Here is a 15,035-nt window from a genome sequence, read left to right as displayed (position 1 = left end):
GCGACAAATGCCGCAAACGCAAGAGGTCCCGAGGTCTTGGTTAACGGCTTCGCGCCGGGACGAAGTTTGTCGGATAGCGACAATAGCTTCCCCGCGCCGTGTCTTAGCAGGTAGGACGCTGCGACGGGAAGAAAGCGGGACCCATACACCCTCTCGGCCGAGCGCTCAGCCGCCATGCGCTGCCCCGTGTGGGCGAGGGAGGCAACGGACGCCCCCTTGCACCTTCACCGGCCCGGCGGCTAGTACTCCAGCCCTAGATCGCGATCTTGCTGGTGGAGGACCGCCGGCCGAGCGTAGGGGCCCGCCCTGCAGCGGGATTCTGGGGTTGGGAGGTCAACCCAGGTCGGGCCGAGCCGGCACCAGCCGGACCCTGCTCTGCACCGCACGGATCTCCGCCAGCACCTGATCGACCATCTCGAACGGCACGATCCGGGTCAGCTCACCGATATGCCCCGGCGCGAACACACCCGCCGCTACCCCGACCGGCCTTGTTTTGACGAACGTCCTCCACCCCCAACTGAACGGCGTTGCTGCTGGAGGTCACCGACTCCTCGCTCCCGAACGTCCAGCAGGAGGTCTTCCGCCCGGTTCAGGTGGCCCAGCGCTTCAGTACGGTGGACGAAGCCGTCGCCCTGGCCAACGCCACCGAGTACGGCCTGAGCGCCTGCGTGTGGACCCGCGACGCCGACCGCCCGCTGCGGGTGGCCCGCCGGCTCGATGCGGGGCTGATCTCCGTCAACAGCTGGGCCAACCTCGCCGTCGAGACGGAAGAGGGCGGCTGGAAGGCAAGTGGCCTGGGACGGGTCGGCGGAGTGGCCAGCCCCGATGACTTCACCGAGTACAAGCAGATCACCCAGAACTACGCGTGAGCCCCCGTTGTTCTCGCTACAGCGCCAGCAGCGGGAGCAGGACCTCGTCGACCACGGCCCGCACCTCCTGATCGGGGACGGTGCCGCGGTCGATGTGCTCGGCCACGATCAGCCGCGGGCCGATCGCCGCGGTGCGCGCGGTGGCGCGCTGCGGGGCGGCCTGGCCGCGGTCGACCGCCGTACGCATGCAGTCCAGCAGGACGACCCTGTGCGGATCGATGACCTGGTCCATGACCTGGGCGAAGATCTCGGGATGGCGCGGGCGCTGGGTCAGCAGGGGCCGCAAGGCGCGTCCGCGTGGCTCGTCCAGAAGCCGGGCGAATTTGGTGAGCAGGACCAGCAGGTCACCGCGCAGGGTGCCGGTGTCCGGCGCTGCGAGTCGGCCCAGACCGGCGTCGTCGTCCTTGAGCGCGGCCAGGACGAGTTCGGCGGTGGTGCTCCAGCGGCGGTACAGCACCGACTTCCCGGTGCCCGCCCTCGGGGCGATCTTGTCGAAGCTCAGCTCCTCGAAGCTGGTCGCGGCCAACTCCTCCAGGGTCGCCCGGAAGATCGCCTGGGTCAGCTCCGCGCCTCGGCGGCGGGTGGCGGACGCCTGGAGCTGCGGGGACGGTGTTGCGGAGGAGGCGGTCACCCTTCCCGTTATAGCCCTCGGCGTCGAATCGCGTCGACCAGCCGAGCGGTGTAACTTCAGCTTAAGAAACTAGTCCGTCCTCTATTTACGGGAGCTCTGCACCATGAACGCACGTCTTGAGGACCGCGCCGCGATCGCCGACCTGATGACCGGCTGGATGCACCGCGACCTGAGCGAGTGGGACCAGCTGCGCGCCCTCTTCCACCCCGGCGCCACGATCGCGATCACCTGGTTCGACGGCCTGGCCACCGACTTCGTCGAAGGATCGGCCCGCATGGGCGCCTCCGATCTGCGCAACAAGCACGTCATCGCCGGCCCGTCCATCACCTTCAACGGCGACCGGGCCCTGGTGCAGACCAACGCGATGATCATCGCCGAGAACACCGCCATCGAGCTCGGCGCAACCGCCCACAACCGGTTCCTGGACCAGGTCGAGAAGCGCGACGGCGTCTGGCGCATCAGCCGCCGCGACAGCAGCTACGACATGAGCTCCTTCAACTTCCTGACCAAGGTCCAGGAGATCGACGAGAAGGCCGTGAGCGCCTTCCCGCGCGAGTACGCCGCTCTGGCCTACCTGCTGGAGAAGTCCGGCTTCCCGATCGTGCGTGAGTTCCCCACCCGCGACAGCGCCCTGGAAGCCGAGATCAAGGCCGCCGACACCGCCTGGCTCAACGAAGCCTGACCACTCCCCCGGCCGTCCCGCACCACCGCCCACCACTCGGACCACCATCAAGGACCGCCTCCTGCCGCACCTGGAAGCCACTGACCGCGCCGACACCTTCGTTCCACACAGCATCGAAGAGCACCTGGTCGACCTGGGCGAGATCAGGATGAACTACGCCACCCTGGGTGACCCCTCCCTGCCGGCGCTGCTGCTGGTCCCCACCCAGTCCGAGTCCTGGTGGGGCTACGAGCGCGCGATGCCGCTGCTGGCCGAGCACTTCCAGGTGTTCGCCGTGGACCTGCGCGGCCAGGGCCGCTCCACCTGGACCCCGGGCCGCTACACCGTCGACGTCATGGGCGGCGACCTGGTCCGCTTCATCGACCTGGCGATCGACCGCCCGGTCATCGTCAGCGGCATGTCCTCCGGCGGCGTTCTCGCCGCCTGGCTGTCCGCGTACGGCAAGCCCGGGCAGATCCGCGCCGCCGTCTACGAGGAGTGGGGGGATGCGACCCGAACGTTGGCTTCTGCCAAGGCAGTTGCACGCATGTGTGGAACGACGAACCCGCCACGGGGTATCTCTTCGGAGCGCCGGCCCGCGGGATGCGGGGGCGGGACACCGAGTTCCGTCACTCGACCGCCAACGACGGCGTGATGAGCTTCCTCGTGGGGCTGCCGCTGGAGACCCGGGCCCGCGAATACCGGCTCACGGCGGCGGAAGGCCAACGGGGCTGTCCGGTCGAGCTTTACCGAGACTGGACCCTCAGCGGCGACGACGGCTTCCTGCGCGAGCTGTGACCACAGGCACGCAAGGCCATGGAGTTCTGCTGGATACCTGGCGGCTGGGACCAGGGGCGTCTGGCGCGGCTGCGCACCGCAGCCGAGGCAGTCTTCGCCCTGGAGGCACGCTCCCTCAAGTTGCCGCATCAGCGCGTCGCGGCAGCGCCTGCGCGAGTACGGCTTCTCAGCGATCGAGCTCAAGGGCGGAGTCTTCCGTCCGAAGGAGGAGATCGAAGCCGTCCGGGACCTCCACCAGGCTTTCCCGGACCATGGAGGCCCGGGGGTCTGGCACCACGACTCACACGGCCGGCTCGGTGCCACGAACCGCGCCGAACCGCCGTCGACGCCTCCTTCGATGTCACGCGACCGGGCTGGTCAGCGGTTCGGTGGGATGAGCCCGTTCTCGTAGGCGAAGATGACTGCTTGGACCCGGTCGCGAAGGCGCAGCTTCGCGAGGACACGAGCAACGTGCGTCTTGACGGTGGTTTCCGAAAGGACGAGTCGGCCGGCGATTTCCTGGTTGGTGTGGCCGGAGGCCATTTCCGTGAACACCTGCCGCTCGCGCTGGGTCAACGGCGCGAGGACGTCCTTCGCGGGTGTGCCCGTGCCACCGGCGTGGAAGGTGTTGGCGTAGCTGTCGAGCAGGCGGCGCGTTGTGCTGGGGGCCAGGATCGCGTCGCCCGCGGCCACCGTACGGATACCCGCGATCAACTCCTCGGTCCGGGCGTTCTTGAGCAGGAAGCCGCTCGCGCCGGCATGCAGACCGGAGAAGGCGTATTCGTCGACGTCGAAGGTGGTCAGGATCAGCACCTTCACCTCGGGCAGGTGGGCGGCGATGTGGCGGGTGGCCTCGATCCCATTGGTCCCCGGCATGCGGACATCCATGAGGACGACGTCCGGTCTGAGCGCCGCCGCCTGAGCAATGGCCTGCGCGCCGTTCGCCGCCTCCCCCACCGCTTCCATGTCCGGCTGCGCGTCGATGATCATCTTGAAGCCGCGCCGCAGCAGGTCCTGGTCGTCGGCGAGCAGCACCCGGATGGTCATGCCGCACCTGCCGGGTCGGTCACTGCGAGGTCGGCAAGGACCTCCCAGCCGCCGCTGCGGGTCGGGCCCGCGTGGAACTCGCCTTGGTAGAGAGTGGAGCGTTCGCGCATGCCGGCCAGTCCGTGTCCGGTTGCCGCACGGGGCGGTGGTGTGGCGGATTCGCCGTCGTTGGTGATCCGTATGCGGACACGATCGTCGCGGTAGGCGAGGGTGACGACCACTCGTCGTACGTTGCGGCCGTGTTTGAGTACGTTGGTCAGGCTCTCCTGGACAATGCGGTAGATCGTGAGCTGTGTGGTCGGCGCCAGGTCCCCCGTTTCGCCGGAGATCGCGAGTTCCGCCGTCAGGCCGGCAGACCGGGCGATCGAGATCAGGTCCGTCAGTTGCGCGACGCCGGGCTGGGGCACGAGACCCGCTGCTCCCGCGCCGCGCAGAACGCCCAACATGCGCTGCATTTCGCCCAGTGCCTGACGCCCGACTTCCGAAGCCTGGGTGACCGTGTCGCGCACCGGGCCCTCGGGGGTGGTCGCGACGGCGGCGTCGTTGAGGGTGATCATGACCGCGAGACTATGGGCGATGACGTCGTGCATCTCGCGTGCGATACGGGTGCGCTCCTCGGCAACCGCGATCCGGGCCTGGTGGTCGCGGTCGCGTTCGGCGGTCTCGGCCCGTTCGATCATCGAGGCCAGATAGGCACGGCGGGTGCGCACATAGAGGCCGATGACCAGGGCGGCGGTGACGGTGCCGGTGGCCATCAGCGCGGTCAGCCACTGCCGGCCCTGCGGTGTCCACTGCGCGACGGCCATGACGACGCCGCTCTCCCCCACGACCAGGGCCGCCACCAGCAGCCAGCGGCGCCGTTCCCAGGCGCCGAGGGAGTACAGCATGATCAATACGGCCAGGACGGCGGCGATGGCCACCACGTCGGCGAGCCACATCGCGAGGCAGATCGCGGCAACAAGCGCCGCGGCGGCTGCCGGGGCGCGGCGGCGCACGGCCAGCGGCGCCGCCACCGCCATGTCCCAGTACGGTGCGAAGGCGCTGCGGTAGTCGGGACCGTAGACGTCGGCCAGCACCCCCACGAGGGCGACGCCCGCGGCCAGCAGCACATCCGGCATCAGCGGATGTGTTGCCGGCGGGACGCCGACGCGATCGGGAGGCATGTCTCAGCGTCTCACTCAGGCGTCGCGGCGGCGCAGCGTGACGGCTGCCGCGACGGTGGCCGCGACCGCCCAGGCGCACAGCACGAGCACGCCGGCTGTGGGGGAGAGGTGCGGAGCATCGGGCTGGGCCACCGTGAACGCTTCCCCGGCCTGCGAGGGAAAGAACTGCGCGATGTGCTTTCCCGCCGAGCCGAAGAGGCTGAACAGCTGGGGCACGACGAAGATCAGGGCGAAGAAGCTGACCAGGGAGCCGGGCGTGGAGCGCACCATCCAGGCGATCATTCCGCCGATCACCCCGGCCAGGACCATGTACAGGCTGGTGCCCAGCACGAACCGCCACACCCCGGGATCGGACAGCGAGAACCCCGGACGGGTCTGGCTGATCACCGCCTGCGAGGCGAGAAAGGTGATGACGGTGATCGTGGTCATCACCACCGCGGTGATGACGAAGAACACCGCCAGCTTGGCCCACAGCACCGGCAGGCGCTTGGGGACCGCTGCGAAGGTCGAGCGGATCATGCCCGTGCTGAACTCACTGGACACGAACAGCACGCCCAGCGCCCCGATCAGCAACTGCCCCAGGAAGTAGCCCTGCAGCGGCGCCGAGGACGCGAGGTCGTTGGCGTCCTGGTTCCCGGTGAGATGGCGCGTGTTGAAGCCGACGACCAGCCCGATGGCCAGCATCCCGACAACGGCCGCGCCCAGCACCGCCCAGGTCGACCGCAGACTGCGCCACTTGATCCATTCGGACTTCACCGCCCGCGCGAGAGAGACCGGCTGGCTGTCGACGCGGGCCGGGGCGCTGCGCAGTGCGGCGGCGGTGGCATCGGTGGTGGCGGTACTCATGCGGCGTCCTCGGTGTACTCGACGGTGGAACGGTAGTCGACCGAGTCGTCGGTCAGGGCCATGTACGCCTCTTCCAGGGACGCCGCATGAGTGGCCAGTTCAAAGAGCGTGATCCCGGCGCCCGCGGCGATCGTCCCGATGTGATCGCTGGTCAGGCCCCGCACCTCCAGCGTCTGCTCGGCGATGTCGCGGACGGTCACGTCGCCACTCGCCAGCAGCTGAGCGAGCTGCCCTGCCTGGGGGGAACGGACCGTGACCACATCGGCGGACGCCCCGGCGATGAAGTCCGCCATCGACTGGTCCCGCAACAGCCTGCCCTTCCCGACCAGGATGATGTGGTCGGCGGTCAGCGCCATCTCGCTCATCAGATGCGAGGACAGGAACACGGTGCGGCCTTCGCCTGCCAGCCCCTTGAGCAGGTTGCGGATCCACCGCACCCCGTCCGGGTCCAGCCCGTTGACCGGCTCGTCGAGGATCAGCGTCTGCGGATCGGCCAGCAGCGCCGAGGCGATCCCCAGCCGCTGTCCCATACCCAGGGAGAACGCTCCCGCCCGGCGACCCGCGACATCGCCGAGACCGACCATCCCGATCACCTCGTCGACCCGCCTGGCCGAGATCCCTGCCGTGGCCGCCATCGCCAGCAGATGGCTGCGTGCCGAGCGACCGGTGTGCACCGCCCGGGCCTCCAGAAGCGCTCCGACCTCCGCCATCGGACGCTGGTGCTCGGCGAACGGCTTCCCGTTCACGGTGACCGACCCGGAGGTGGGGGAATCCAGACCCATGATCATGCGCATGGTCGTGGACTTGCCGGCGCCGTTGGGACCGAGGAAACCGGTGATGACACCCGGCTCGACGGTGAACGTCAGACCGTCGACGGCCAGCTTGTCCCCGTAGCGTTTGGTCAAACCCTCGGCCTTGATCACGCGTCCTCCAGAAGTTGCCCGACTGCCGTTTCAGCCTAGGAGGCCGGCCCCGTCCCGAAGTCCTCCGCCCGAGGTGTCTTACGGGCCTGCCGGGTCATCCACTCGGAGGACCCAACCGCCCCACCCAGGGGCCGGGACCTGCTTGGCGCGTCCCGCACCCCACACCCCGGCCACCTGGCAGAACCTCGCCATCGGCACACTGAAGCCGACAGGAGTCACCGACATCACCGCCCGGCTCCGCCACGACGCCCGAGCAGGGGACGGGCCGGGAACAGGCGCTCGCCTCCGGTCGGGCGCGGGCCCGCGCGTGCCGCGCCGCCCTCGCGGCCGCGCCGCGCTCCCCCACGCCGGACGGGACTTCACCGCGCCGCACGGTGGCATGACGACGCGGTTGCGCACCGGCGATGTCACCGGGTCCCGACTCGCCGTCGCCGTCGAACGGCTCGGGGTTCGCCTGCCGCCCGGTCCGCGCTTGGGGGTGGGGTGGTGCCTCCGTGTCCTACGGGCGCCGTCCTCTTCACCATCAGCGGCCCGGCCACCGGCAAGGCGGCGGACTGCTCCGTTCGGGCGCGGGGGGACAGGGAGTCCGTCAGCGTCTTCGTGGCTCAGGTGGTCCTGAGGCGGCCGTCCCTGACACTCCGGCCGCCCCAGGGGCGCCATCATGATGCTGCTCCGACGCCGGACCCCTACCCGGCTCGGCCAGGACCTGGGCGGGGCGATGCGGGAGATCGTGCGGATGGGTACGGTCCGGGCGCCGCAGTCCAGGCGACGGCTGCGACGGTCGCCAGCAGGGCGGCCCCGGCCACCGGCAGGACCCGGCCACCGAGCATGCCCCGGCCGAGACCGAGGACGGCGGCGAGGCCGATGACCGCCCCGGTCAGACCGCAGACTGTCCGAACTCGCCGGCCTCACCCGGCTGCGCCGCTCCCGCGCCGCCGAACCGCTGATCGCACTGCTGGTCGACGCCGCAATCGCCCACACCAAGGCCAACCTCGAACCCGTCGACTCCCCCCTGCGGCTCACCGCGCTGGCCTCTGCCGTCGCCTCCGCCCGCCCCGCCGAAAAGCCCGCCGAGCAGCCCGCCTCGGCAACCCCGGAAAGCAAGGGCGCGTAGCGGCACCCGGCCCATGGGCCACGGCGCCCGGGCGTCAGCCCAGTTCCAGATCGGCGACGGGTGCCGACCACCGCGACCTCGCGGAGGACGGCCGTCCTGCCGGGCGCGGTCGCCGAGACACAGCCCGCGCCCGGGTCAGTGCCGCCAGGGCGGCAGCGGCACCACCCGCGTGTCCTCCACGGCCCGATTCTTCAGGCCCCGGTCGTCATGGACCTCACCGGAGTCGGTCCACCTCTTGCCCGCCGTCGGGCGGGTCCGGTGAAGCGTGGCGCTTCCCCAGCCCCGGCGCGGCAGCGTGCAGTCGTCCTCGGACAGCCCGATGGCCTCCGCCGGACTCAGACCGGCGTCGTACATGGCGGCGAACAACCCCACCAGCCTTCGGCCAGGGGCCCGGTGGTAGCCGCCGACATAGGAGACGGCCGTGAGGAGCGAGACGGCCTGGGCGGGATTGGCCACCACCCGCGGATCAACCTCGGTGGCCGCCTTCGGTTTCTCCCACTTGACCGCGCCTACCGGGTTCTCGGCGAAGTCCCCCGGTCACGGCGTAGTTCAGAGCCGCCACGAAGGTCTTCCGCTTGCGGCGCGCCGTCGCCTCGGCAGCCGACTTCCCGTCCGCAACGACAGACGGCGCCGGCAAGGTCACCACCCTGCTGCCCGACATCCTGGGCTCCGTCGTCGCCACCGGCGACAGTACCGGTGCCCTCACCGGGACCTACACGTACGATCCGTTCGGCACGGTCACGGCACCTGCGGGGGACACCAACCCGATCCGGTACACGGGCCTTGCCTCGGGTCCCGGACTCCCGAACGGCCCGCAGTACAACAGGGATCGCTTCTACTCACCGGCCCAGGAGCGATTCGTCAGCCAAGACCCGGGCGGGCTCGCCGCAGGCAACGCGGACCTCTACGCCTACGGCTCCGGCGACCCCGTCGAGGGCAACCGTCGGGAGACCCGGATCGAAAGGCCACGCGATGTTCGCGCCTACCCCTTCACCTTCCTAAAGCGACGTGACGAGCCCAACAGGGCATCTCCCCTTCGTCACGTCACCTTTGTGGAAGGCTCCGATGGCCGCGTCCCCGACGGGTAACCAGGCGAGGACGTCCTTGGTCGTCCTGCTCTTGGGTGGTCACAACCGACCGGTGCGCGCGATCACCTGTCTGGCGAAGTCAAGCATCTGATCAAGGTCGGGGAACGGTGCGAAGGCGTCCACGAACGCCTCGTCCGCACCGGATTCCGCGAAGCGCTTGAGCTTGTCGGCCAGCGAATCAACGGACGTGCCCGGTTCGAGGTTGATACGTATGGCCTTCTTCAGTGCGTCGGGATCGCGGCCGGCCTCCTGCGCCGACTGGCGCGCGAGCGACCACAATCGGTCGGCGACCTCGTCCGGCAGGAAATCGATCCCGAGCCAGCCGGTGGCGCTGCGGCCGACCCGGCGCATCGCGGCCTCGCTGGTGCCGCCGATCCAGATGGGCGGCCCGCCTGCTTGCACCGGTCGCAGGTCGGCGTGGACCGGCGGCAGCGAGAAGAACTCGCTGTCCCAGGAAACCGGGTTGGTCGTCCACCACTGGTGCAGGAACGCCAGCAGGTCATCGAGCATCCGCCCGCGCCGGTGCCAGTCCGCGCTGCGGGAGATGTCGTGCTCGTCCTTCATCCACCCGAGTCCCACTCCGACTTCGAGACGGCCGTCGCTGAGCACGTCGAGCGTGGTCAGCATCCGGGCCAGGTGCGGGGGCTCCCAGTAGAAGGTGCTGAGCGTGCTGGCATTAAGCCGCACCCGGCTGGTCGCCGTCGCGGCGACGGTCCACAGCAGCACCGGGTCGAGATAGCGCCTCATCTGCGGCGGGTACGGCTGCTCTTTGCCCGGATAGATGCTGTGCATATCGACCGGCTGGACCAGGCGATCGCCGACCCACAGCGTGTCGTAGCCAAGGTCCTCGATCCCGCGGCAGAACGTGCTCAGGCCGGCTGCGCTGCCGATGGCGGGCCCGATGATGGGAAGTGTGAAACCAAGCTTCATGGCGAGCCCCTTCGGTGTTCCGTGGACCGTCGGGTCAGACGGGAAGCTCGGTGATGCCGAGGGCGAAGTCCAGGTTCCCCACCCCATGGTTGGCGAGGCCGACCGTGACCACGCCCGCTCCTTCCAGCCAGTGCGCCATCGTCAGGCCGCCGACGTCCAGCGGGCGCAGCCCGAGGCTCTCGATGAACGCCTCCACGCGTGCCTTGGCCTGCGCGTCGTCGCCGGCGAGGAAGACGTCGGGCCGGCCCTTCTCCAGGACGTGACGGAAGACGGTGTTGAACGCCTTTACCACGCCGGCGCCAGCCGGGGCCGCTTTGGCGACTTCCTGCGCGATCGAGGTCTCCTCGCGGTGGGCCAGCCCGTCGAACGTGGAGTTGAAGGGGTTGCTGATGTCGACGATGACCTTGCCGGCGAGAGTCTCTCCGTAGTGGGCGACGGCCGGAACGACGCCGTCGTAGAGCAGGGCCATGATGACGATGTCCCCGGCCGGCGCGGTGCCCCATTCCCCTGTCGTGGTGCCGCCGCCGAGAGTCTTGGCCAGGTCGGTGGCCTTGGCCTGATCACGGCCCATGATCTCGACGGTGTTGCCGCCCGCTACCGCTCGCGCGCCGAGGGTGCGGGCCATGTTCCCGGTGCCGATGATGCTGATGCTGCTCATGAGGTGTTCTCCCTGGTTGTTGTGTGGTGTTTGGTTCAGATGGCGGTGGTGCCGCCGTCGGCGACGAGTTCCATGCCGTTGACGTAGCTGGAGTCGTCGGAGGCGAGGAAGAGGGCGGCGGTGGCGATCTCGTCGGGGCGGCCCATCTGGCCGCGGGGGATGAGGGACTCGAACTGGCGCTTGGTGGCCTCGTCGAAGAGTTCTGCCTGCTTGGCGGTGGCGACCTGGCCGGGGGTCAGGACGTTGACGCGGATGCGGCGGTCCTTGAGCTCGTTGAGCCAGACGCGGGCCCACGCCTGCTGGACGGCCTTGCTGCCGGCGTAGACGCTCCAGCCGGGGAAGGCGCCGAGGGAGGCGTTGGAGCCGGTCATGAGGATGGAGCCGCCGTCGTTGAAGAGCGGCAGGGCCTTCTGCACGGTGAACAGGGTGCCGCGGGCGTTGAGCCCGAACCAGGTGTCGAACTGGGCCTCGGTGATCTCTCCGAGCGGCGCGGGCTCGCCCCCGCCGGCACTGGCCCACAGCACGTCGAGACTGCCCTTCTCCCGCTTGACGGCGTCGTACAGGCGGTCCAGGTCGTCCAGATCGGCGGCGTCGCCCCGGACGCCGGTGACGTTGCGGCCGATCTCCTTCACGGCCTCGTCCAGGGCCTCCTGGCGGCGGCCGGTGATGAAGACGTGCGCCCCCTCGTCGACGAACAGCTTCGCGCCGGCCAGCGCCATGCCGGTGGTGCCGCCGGTGATGACCGCGACCTTCCCGTCAAGCTTCCCCATGATTGCTCCCTCGGGTCGGTGATGCCGTGTGTACCTGGGGTGACGGTGTTATGTACACCGCCCTGTGTTCTTAAGGTACGGGCCGGGAGGCCGGGACGCAAACTATGTACACCAGTCGTTATCCATCTCGGGTACCATGGAGCCATGACGGAGTTGGAGAAGGGCCCCATGGGCCGGCGCCGCGGCCGGGGCGCCCGCGAGCGCATCATCAGCGCATCCCAGCAGCTGTTCCGCGAGCAGGGCATCAACCGCACCGGCATGAACGAGCTCTGTGCGGCGGCCGAGGTGTCCAAGCGCACGGCCTACCAGCACTTCGGCGGCAAGGACGAACTCGTCGCCGAGTACCTGCGGCGGTTCGACCCCTCCGTTCTGTCCGGCGTGTTCGACCGCACCGACCTCACCCCCCGCGCACGGCTCCTCGCCGCCTTCGACATCTCCCCGGACACACCCTTGTGCCCCTACATCGCCGCCGCCGTAGAGCTCCACGACCCCCAGCACCCCGCGTCCCAGTACGCACGCGACTACAAGAAGGCCGTCTCCGCGCGGCTCGCCGACACCGCCCGCGAAGCCGGCGCCGCCGACCCCGAACAGCTCGGCGAGCAGCTCGCGCTGCTCATCGACGGCGCCGCGGCCCGCACCCGGGTCCTCAATGCCGATGCCTTCCCCACCGCCGCCGCCATCGCCGCCGTCCTCATCGACAACGCTCTCCCCGCCACGGCGGGCCACGACCGCCGACGGGAAGAAGTACCGAGTTGACCTGGCACTCCGGCCAGGCTGAACTCGTTGCCGGCCACGCAGCTGCACCCGCTGGTACGCGACACCCCCTGTCGGCACCTGGCGAGGACCTGCTGGCTTTTACGGAACTGGCCGCCCGCTGAAGGCCACAGCAGAAGCCGCTGGAGAGACCGCGACCCGCGAGGATCCGCTGCCGCGGTCGGCCGGATAGATGCCGGCCCAGCACGCTGCCGTAGCGGCCGAACACCTCAGCGTTCTGCCGGACAGATCAATGGCGCCGAGGATTGTCCGTTGCGGACCTCGCCCTCATCCTGCCACCGACACCCGATCGGTGGACACGCTGAAAATGCTCAGTGTCGCCTGGTACGGGCTGCTCCGTCACACGCCGGCCGCAGTCCACCGGAACGTCATTTGCCGGAACTCCCGCCCCCGCCGGCGGCCGATCACCAGCCCGCCACCCACCCCGGTCAACCCGCCCTGCCTGCCGGCGTCCTCGTCCCGCCAGCGGAAAACAAGGTCACCCAGCGCAACCGGAAAGCACGTGTGCCCGACCGCACTCCTTCACGCCCCCCGTGCCGGTCTCAGCCAGGGATGCCAGCACACCGGGACGGGTACGAATCCGGGTGACCGAACGACACTGGGCAACCTGACAGCACCTCAGATTCCAGTCCGGGGCGAGTGGCGCATTTGTGACGCACAACATATGACGAAGTGTCGGAAAACGCTCTGACCTGCAGAAATCCCGGAAAGAGCCTCCGGAGCCGTGTGCGCAGATTCGAATCCTGCCGGGGGCACAACCGGATTGAGGCTCTGACCAGCGGAAACGAGCCTTTCTTGCGCCTGCCGCCACGTACACGGCCCTCTGACCGTTGCTCTATTGAGGCCGAGAGACGCCCAAGGCGGAACCTCGTTCGCCAACTGGCTTTCTCACCAAGCCCACCGTGGCCTGCGGTGATCCAGGAAACGCACACGGCGTCGAGGGTTGTTGCTCTTTCTGACCGGATACATGGTGCGACACGGCTTGGGGCGTCGCGTCCTGGCGTCAGCTGCGGGTCAGGAGCCGAGGATCTGCGCCTTCTGTGCCTCGAACTCGGCTTCTGTGAGCACGCCTTGGTCCTTGAGGTCGCCGAGATCCTTCAGTTGGGCGATCTTGCCGCTCATGTCGTCAGTCGCTGTTGTCGCCGGGGCCGGTGCCGGTGCGGTGGGGGCGGCCTGCGGGGCTTCCTGCTGGGCCCAGCGCCCGGCTTGGCGGCGGGAGACCCGGTTGGAGACCGCGGTTGCGGTTCCCGCGACGACTGCGGTGCGGGCGACGCCGCGAAGTAGACCTGGCATGGTGGTGCTCCTCTTCGGGCAGGCGGACCGGGAAGTCAGACCCTGTTCTCGGCGGTGTCGAGGGCGGCCAGGAGTTCCTGGACCGGGATGCGACCGTCGGCGACGAGCCGGCCGCCGCCGCGGCGTACGGCTGCCGCGAAGGGTGCGGCCCAGGTGTTCTCGTAGACGAGGATGCCGGCGGAGCTGCCGGGCTCCAGGACTGCACCGGCGTCGTCGATCTCGTCCTGGCCGAGCAGCCCGGAGGAGATGCCCTCGAAGACGGCGAGGTCGACACCGCCGTCATCGGTCAGATCGCCGAGTTCGACGCCGACGACGGAGCCGTCCCGTTCCTTCCGGATGAAGCTGAGGTCCAGAATCCGGATGACGCCCCGGTCGACCAGGTCGACGAGCAGAGGTAGTCCTTCCCCGGTCATCCGGCCCCCCGGAAACTCGACCACCACGTAGTCGATCGGTCCCAGCTCGTCCGGTTCACTGGCTCCGGTGCTCATGTCGACTCCTCAGCGGCTCGGTGCGAACTGGACCGCGCATCAGGGCGGGGATCAGGCGATTCGTCTGGTCGTCGCGTCGGTCGGACAGCGTGCTGCCGGCCAACGGGCGGGGTGCGGGCGTACGGTCGGGTCGGCCTACTCGGCCATTCCACCAGCGGGCAGCCGATCGCGCATTTCGACGCTCACCGGGTCCGCTCCGGGGGTGGTGGGCTTCAGCTTCTTGACGATGACGACCTCGCCGCTGGGCTTGTGCACTGCCACACGCGATGACGTGCCCGAGGAGCAGCGTTCTGCGGCCCGGGCCCCGTCTGGAGGGTGGACAAGGACGCAAGGGCCTGTCTGCTCCGGCCCCGGTGCCTGGAGGCCGGTGCTGTTCGACCCACAGGAGTTAAGTGATGGCTTCCCGTGGTTCGCACAAGCGCAGGCGCGGCTGGCCGGCTGTTGTCGCGAGCGCCGCGATTCTCGCGACGGGCGCAGGAGTGGCGGTTGCCGCGACCGGGAACGCGGCGCCCGTGAAGGCCGCTCCGGCCGCCGCTGCCACCGCCAAGCCCACCCCCGAGGCCCCCGCCGTGCAGGTGGTCTCGCCGGGGCAGAAGATCTCCGTCGGCGGCGGCAGTGTCTGGCTGACCTCGAAGGGCCTGGACCTCGCCCCGAAGAACCTGGGCTCCGTCAGTCCGACCGTCCTCCCGGGGCGGGCGTTCTGCCCGGCAAGGTGTCCACCGTGGTCGGCGGCAACTCCTCCGGTGTGGTGCGGGCAGGGGCCTTCCGCCTCCCGGCGACGCGGACGACCTCGGTCACCGTCGGGAACGTCAAGGCCAAGGTCATCACACTCGCCGGCACCCCCGGGTGGGTCGCCTTCTCCACCGGCGGCGGCCGGGCAGGAGCCAAGAGCGCGTCCGCCCTCACCGTCACCGTCCGAGCCGCTGACGGCACGATCCTGGCGTCCCAGACCAAGTCCACCGGCGACTGACCACCCAGAAGGAGCCGACGGAGTCGGGCTCGG

20 protein-coding genes are annotated in these 15,035 nt (G+C 69.6%); 7 read left to right on the top strand and 13 right to left on the bottom strand.

Annotated features, from left to right (window positions below; translation table 11 throughout):
• Positions 1 to 333: 333 nt before the first annotated feature.
• Positions 334 to 465, bottom strand: a complete 132-nt coding sequence (locus OG370_RS29400) for a transposase domain-containing protein (RefSeq protein WP_328469512.1) — start codon at positions 463 to 465, stop codon at positions 334 to 336.
• A 62-nt stretch (positions 466 to 527) separates the two neighbouring features.
• On the opposite strand from OG370_RS29400, the gene OG370_RS29395 reads away from it, so the two are divergent.
• Positions 528 to 869, top strand: coding sequence for an aldehyde dehydrogenase family protein (locus tag OG370_RS29395; RefSeq protein WP_328469510.1), 342 nt, complete (start codon positions 528 to 530; stop codon positions 867 to 869).
• Positions 870 to 885: 16 nt separating this feature from the next.
• Here OG370_RS29395 and OG370_RS29390 read toward each other — a convergent pair whose 3' ends face one another.
• The gene (locus OG370_RS29390) at positions 886 to 1,500 is read right to left on the bottom strand and encodes a TetR/AcrR family transcriptional regulator (RefSeq protein ID WP_328469508.1); all 615 of its coding nucleotides are present in this window, start codon (positions 1,498 to 1,500) and stop codon (positions 886 to 888) included.
• A 103-nt stretch (positions 1,501 to 1,603) separates the two neighbouring features.
• On the opposite strand from OG370_RS29390, the gene OG370_RS29385 reads away from it, so the two are divergent.
• The 3 genes from OG370_RS29385 (at position 1,604) to OG370_RS29375 (ending at position 2,959) form a co-directional block, all read left to right on the top strand.
• Positions 1,604 to 2,182 (top strand): nuclear transport factor 2 family protein, encoded by a 579-nt coding sequence (locus tag OG370_RS29385; protein ID WP_328469506.1) that lies wholly within the window; start codon positions 1,604 to 1,606, stop codon positions 2,180 to 2,182.
• Positions 2,183 to 2,330: 148 nt separating this feature from the next.
• Positions 2,331 to 2,816 carry an alpha/beta fold hydrolase gene (locus tag OG370_RS29380; RefSeq protein WP_328469504.1) on the top strand — a complete coding sequence of 162 codons (486 nt, stop codon included), beginning with the start codon at positions 2,331 to 2,333 and terminating at the stop codon, positions 2,814 to 2,816.
• Complete coding sequence (locus OG370_RS29375; RefSeq protein WP_328469502.1) at positions 2,816 to 2,959, top strand: hypothetical protein; 144 nt, start codon at positions 2,816 to 2,818, stop codon at positions 2,957 to 2,959. The genes OG370_RS29380 and OG370_RS29375 overlap by 1 nt, the downstream gene beginning before the upstream one ends.
• A gap of 357 nt (positions 2,960 to 3,316) precedes the next feature.
• Here OG370_RS29375 and OG370_RS29370 read toward each other — a convergent pair whose 3' ends face one another.
• The 5 genes from OG370_RS29370 to OG370_RS29350 all read right to left on the bottom strand — a co-directional run bounded on the left by OG370_RS29370 (position 3,317) and on the right by OG370_RS29350 (position 8,490).
• Positions 3,317 to 3,985 carry a response regulator transcription factor gene (locus OG370_RS29370; RefSeq protein WP_328469500.1) on the bottom strand — a complete coding sequence of 223 codons (669 nt, stop codon included), beginning with the start codon at positions 3,983 to 3,985 and terminating at the stop codon, positions 3,317 to 3,319.
• Positions 3,982 to 5,148 (bottom strand): sensor histidine kinase, encoded by a 1,167-nt coding sequence (locus OG370_RS29365; RefSeq protein ID WP_328469498.1) that lies wholly within the window; start codon positions 5,146 to 5,148, stop codon positions 3,982 to 3,984. Before OG370_RS29365 ends, OG370_RS29370 begins: the two co-directional genes overlap by 4 nt.
• Positions 5,149 to 5,163: 15 nt before the next feature.
• Positions 5,164 to 5,994, bottom strand: a complete 831-nt coding sequence (locus OG370_RS29360; protein ID WP_328469496.1) for an ABC transporter permease — start codon at positions 5,992 to 5,994, stop codon at positions 5,164 to 5,166.
• On the bottom strand, positions 5,991 to 6,917 hold the full coding sequence (locus tag OG370_RS29355; RefSeq protein WP_328469494.1) for an ABC transporter ATP-binding protein: 927 nt from the start codon (positions 6,915 to 6,917) through the stop codon (positions 5,991 to 5,993). The genes OG370_RS29360 and OG370_RS29355 overlap by 4 nt, the downstream gene beginning before the upstream one ends.
• A gap of 1,249 nt (positions 6,918 to 8,166) precedes the next feature.
• Positions 8,167 to 8,490: a hypothetical protein gene (locus OG370_RS29350; protein ID WP_328469492.1), complete on the bottom strand. Its 324-nt coding sequence runs from the start codon at positions 8,488 to 8,490 to the stop codon at positions 8,167 to 8,169.
• A 116-nt stretch (positions 8,491 to 8,606) separates the two neighbouring features.
• Here OG370_RS29350 and OG370_RS29345 point away from each other — a divergent pair, with 116 nt between their 5' ends.
• Positions 8,607 to 9,119 (top strand): RHS repeat-associated core domain-containing protein, encoded by a 513-nt coding sequence (locus OG370_RS29345; RefSeq protein WP_328469490.1) that lies wholly within the window; start codon positions 8,607 to 8,609, stop codon positions 9,117 to 9,119.
• 39 nt (positions 9,120 to 9,158) lie between these two features.
• On the opposite strand, the gene OG370_RS29340 is transcribed toward OG370_RS29345, so the two are convergent.
• The 3 genes from OG370_RS29340 to OG370_RS29330 are packed head-to-tail and all read right to left on the bottom strand — an operon-like array spanning position 9,159 to position 11,477.
• Positions 9,159 to 10,049 (bottom strand): TIGR03619 family F420-dependent LLM class oxidoreductase, encoded by an 891-nt coding sequence (locus tag OG370_RS29340; RefSeq protein ID WP_328469488.1) that lies wholly within the window; start codon positions 10,047 to 10,049, stop codon positions 9,159 to 9,161.
• A 34-nt stretch (positions 10,050 to 10,083) separates the two neighbouring features.
• Positions 10,084 to 10,707, bottom strand: a complete 624-nt coding sequence (locus OG370_RS29335; RefSeq protein WP_328469486.1) for an NADPH-dependent F420 reductase — start codon at positions 10,705 to 10,707, stop codon at positions 10,084 to 10,086.
• Between the two features lie 35 nt (positions 10,708 to 10,742).
• A complete protein-coding gene (locus tag OG370_RS29330) occupies positions 10,743 to 11,477 on the bottom strand; it encodes an SDR family NAD(P)-dependent oxidoreductase (protein ID WP_328469484.1) in 735 nt (244 codons plus the stop codon).
• A 144-nt stretch (positions 11,478 to 11,621) separates the two neighbouring features.
• On the opposite strand from OG370_RS29330, the gene OG370_RS29325 reads away from it, so the two are divergent.
• Positions 11,622 to 12,233, top strand: coding sequence for a TetR/AcrR family transcriptional regulator (locus OG370_RS29325; RefSeq protein WP_328469482.1), 612 nt, complete (start codon positions 11,622 to 11,624; stop codon positions 12,231 to 12,233).
• A 1,032-nt stretch (positions 12,234 to 13,265) separates the two neighbouring features.
• Here the strand turns inward: OG370_RS29325 and OG370_RS29320 are convergent.
• The 3 genes from OG370_RS29320 to OG370_RS29310 all read right to left on the bottom strand — a co-directional run bounded on the left by OG370_RS29320 (position 13,266) and on the right by OG370_RS29310 (position 14,293).
• Positions 13,266 to 13,544 carry an SHOCT domain-containing protein gene (locus tag OG370_RS29320; protein WP_328469480.1) on the bottom strand — a complete coding sequence of 93 codons (279 nt, stop codon included), beginning with the start codon at positions 13,542 to 13,544 and terminating at the stop codon, positions 13,266 to 13,268.
• Positions 13,545 to 13,579: 35 nt separating this feature from the next.
• Complete coding sequence (locus OG370_RS29315; RefSeq protein ID WP_328469478.1) at positions 13,580 to 14,032, bottom strand: DUF6325 family protein; 453 nt, start codon at positions 14,030 to 14,032, stop codon at positions 13,580 to 13,582.
• A gap of 135 nt (positions 14,033 to 14,167) precedes the next feature.
• Positions 14,168 to 14,293 carry a hypothetical protein gene (locus OG370_RS29310; RefSeq protein WP_328469476.1) on the bottom strand — a complete coding sequence of 42 codons (126 nt, stop codon included), beginning with the start codon at positions 14,291 to 14,293 and terminating at the stop codon, positions 14,168 to 14,170.
• 451 nt (positions 14,294 to 14,744) lie between these two features.
• On the opposite strand from OG370_RS29310, the gene OG370_RS29305 reads away from it, so the two are divergent.
• Positions 14,745 to 15,002 (top strand): hypothetical protein, encoded by a 258-nt coding sequence (locus OG370_RS29305; protein ID WP_328469474.1) that lies wholly within the window; start codon positions 14,745 to 14,747, stop codon positions 15,000 to 15,002.
• The last annotated feature ends 33 nt before the right edge of the window (positions 15,003 to 15,035 follow it).

The sequence above is a fragment of the Streptomyces sp. NBC_00448 genome (genome assembly GCF_036014115.1).
GTDB lineage: Bacteria > Actinomycetota > Actinomycetes > Streptomycetales > Streptomycetaceae > Actinacidiphila.
This window is presented reverse-complemented; position numbering and strand designations above follow the sequence as displayed.

Bases quoted from the DNA above. Each gene is read 5' to 3' on its own strand.
- OG370_RS29325 (WP_328469482.1), top strand. From the start codon at position 11,622: ATGACGGAGTTGGAGAAGGGCCCCATGGGCCGGCGCCGCGGCCGGGGC.
- OG370_RS29315 (WP_328469478.1), bottom strand. From the start codon at position 14,032: ATGAGCACCGGAGCCAGTGAACCGGACGAGCTGGGACCGATCGACTAC.
- OG370_RS29375 (WP_328469502.1), top strand. From the start codon at position 2,816: ATGAGCTTCCTCGTGGGGCTGCCGCTGGAGACCCGGGCCCGCGAATAC.
- OG370_RS29330 (WP_328469484.1), bottom strand. From the start codon at position 11,477: ATGGGGAAGCTTGACGGGAAGGTCGCGGTCATCACCGGCGGCACCACC.
- OG370_RS29380 (WP_328469504.1), top strand. From the start codon at position 2,331: ATGAACTACGCCACCCTGGGTGACCCCTCCCTGCCGGCGCTGCTGCTG.
- OG370_RS29320 (WP_328469480.1), bottom strand. From the start codon at position 13,544: ATGCCAGGTCTACTTCGCGGCGTCGCCCGCACCGCAGTCGTCGCGGGA.
- OG370_RS29340 (WP_328469488.1), bottom strand. From the start codon at position 10,049: ATGAAGCTTGGTTTCACACTTCCCATCATCGGGCCCGCCATCGGCAGC.
- OG370_RS29370 (WP_328469500.1), bottom strand. From the start codon at position 3,985: ATGACCATCCGGGTGCTGCTCGCCGACGACCAGGACCTGCTGCGGCGC.
- OG370_RS29335 (WP_328469486.1), bottom strand. From the start codon at position 10,707: ATGAGCAGCATCAGCATCATCGGCACCGGGAACATGGCCCGCACCCTC.
- OG370_RS29385 (WP_328469506.1), top strand. From the start codon at position 1,604: ATGAACGCACGTCTTGAGGACCGCGCCGCGATCGCCGACCTGATGACC.
- OG370_RS29365 (WP_328469498.1), bottom strand. From the start codon at position 5,148: ATGCCTCCCGATCGCGTCGGCGTCCCGCCGGCAACACATCCGCTGATG.
- OG370_RS29360 (WP_328469496.1), bottom strand. From the start codon at position 5,994: ATGAGTACCGCCACCACCGATGCCACCGCCGCCGCACTGCGCAGCGCC.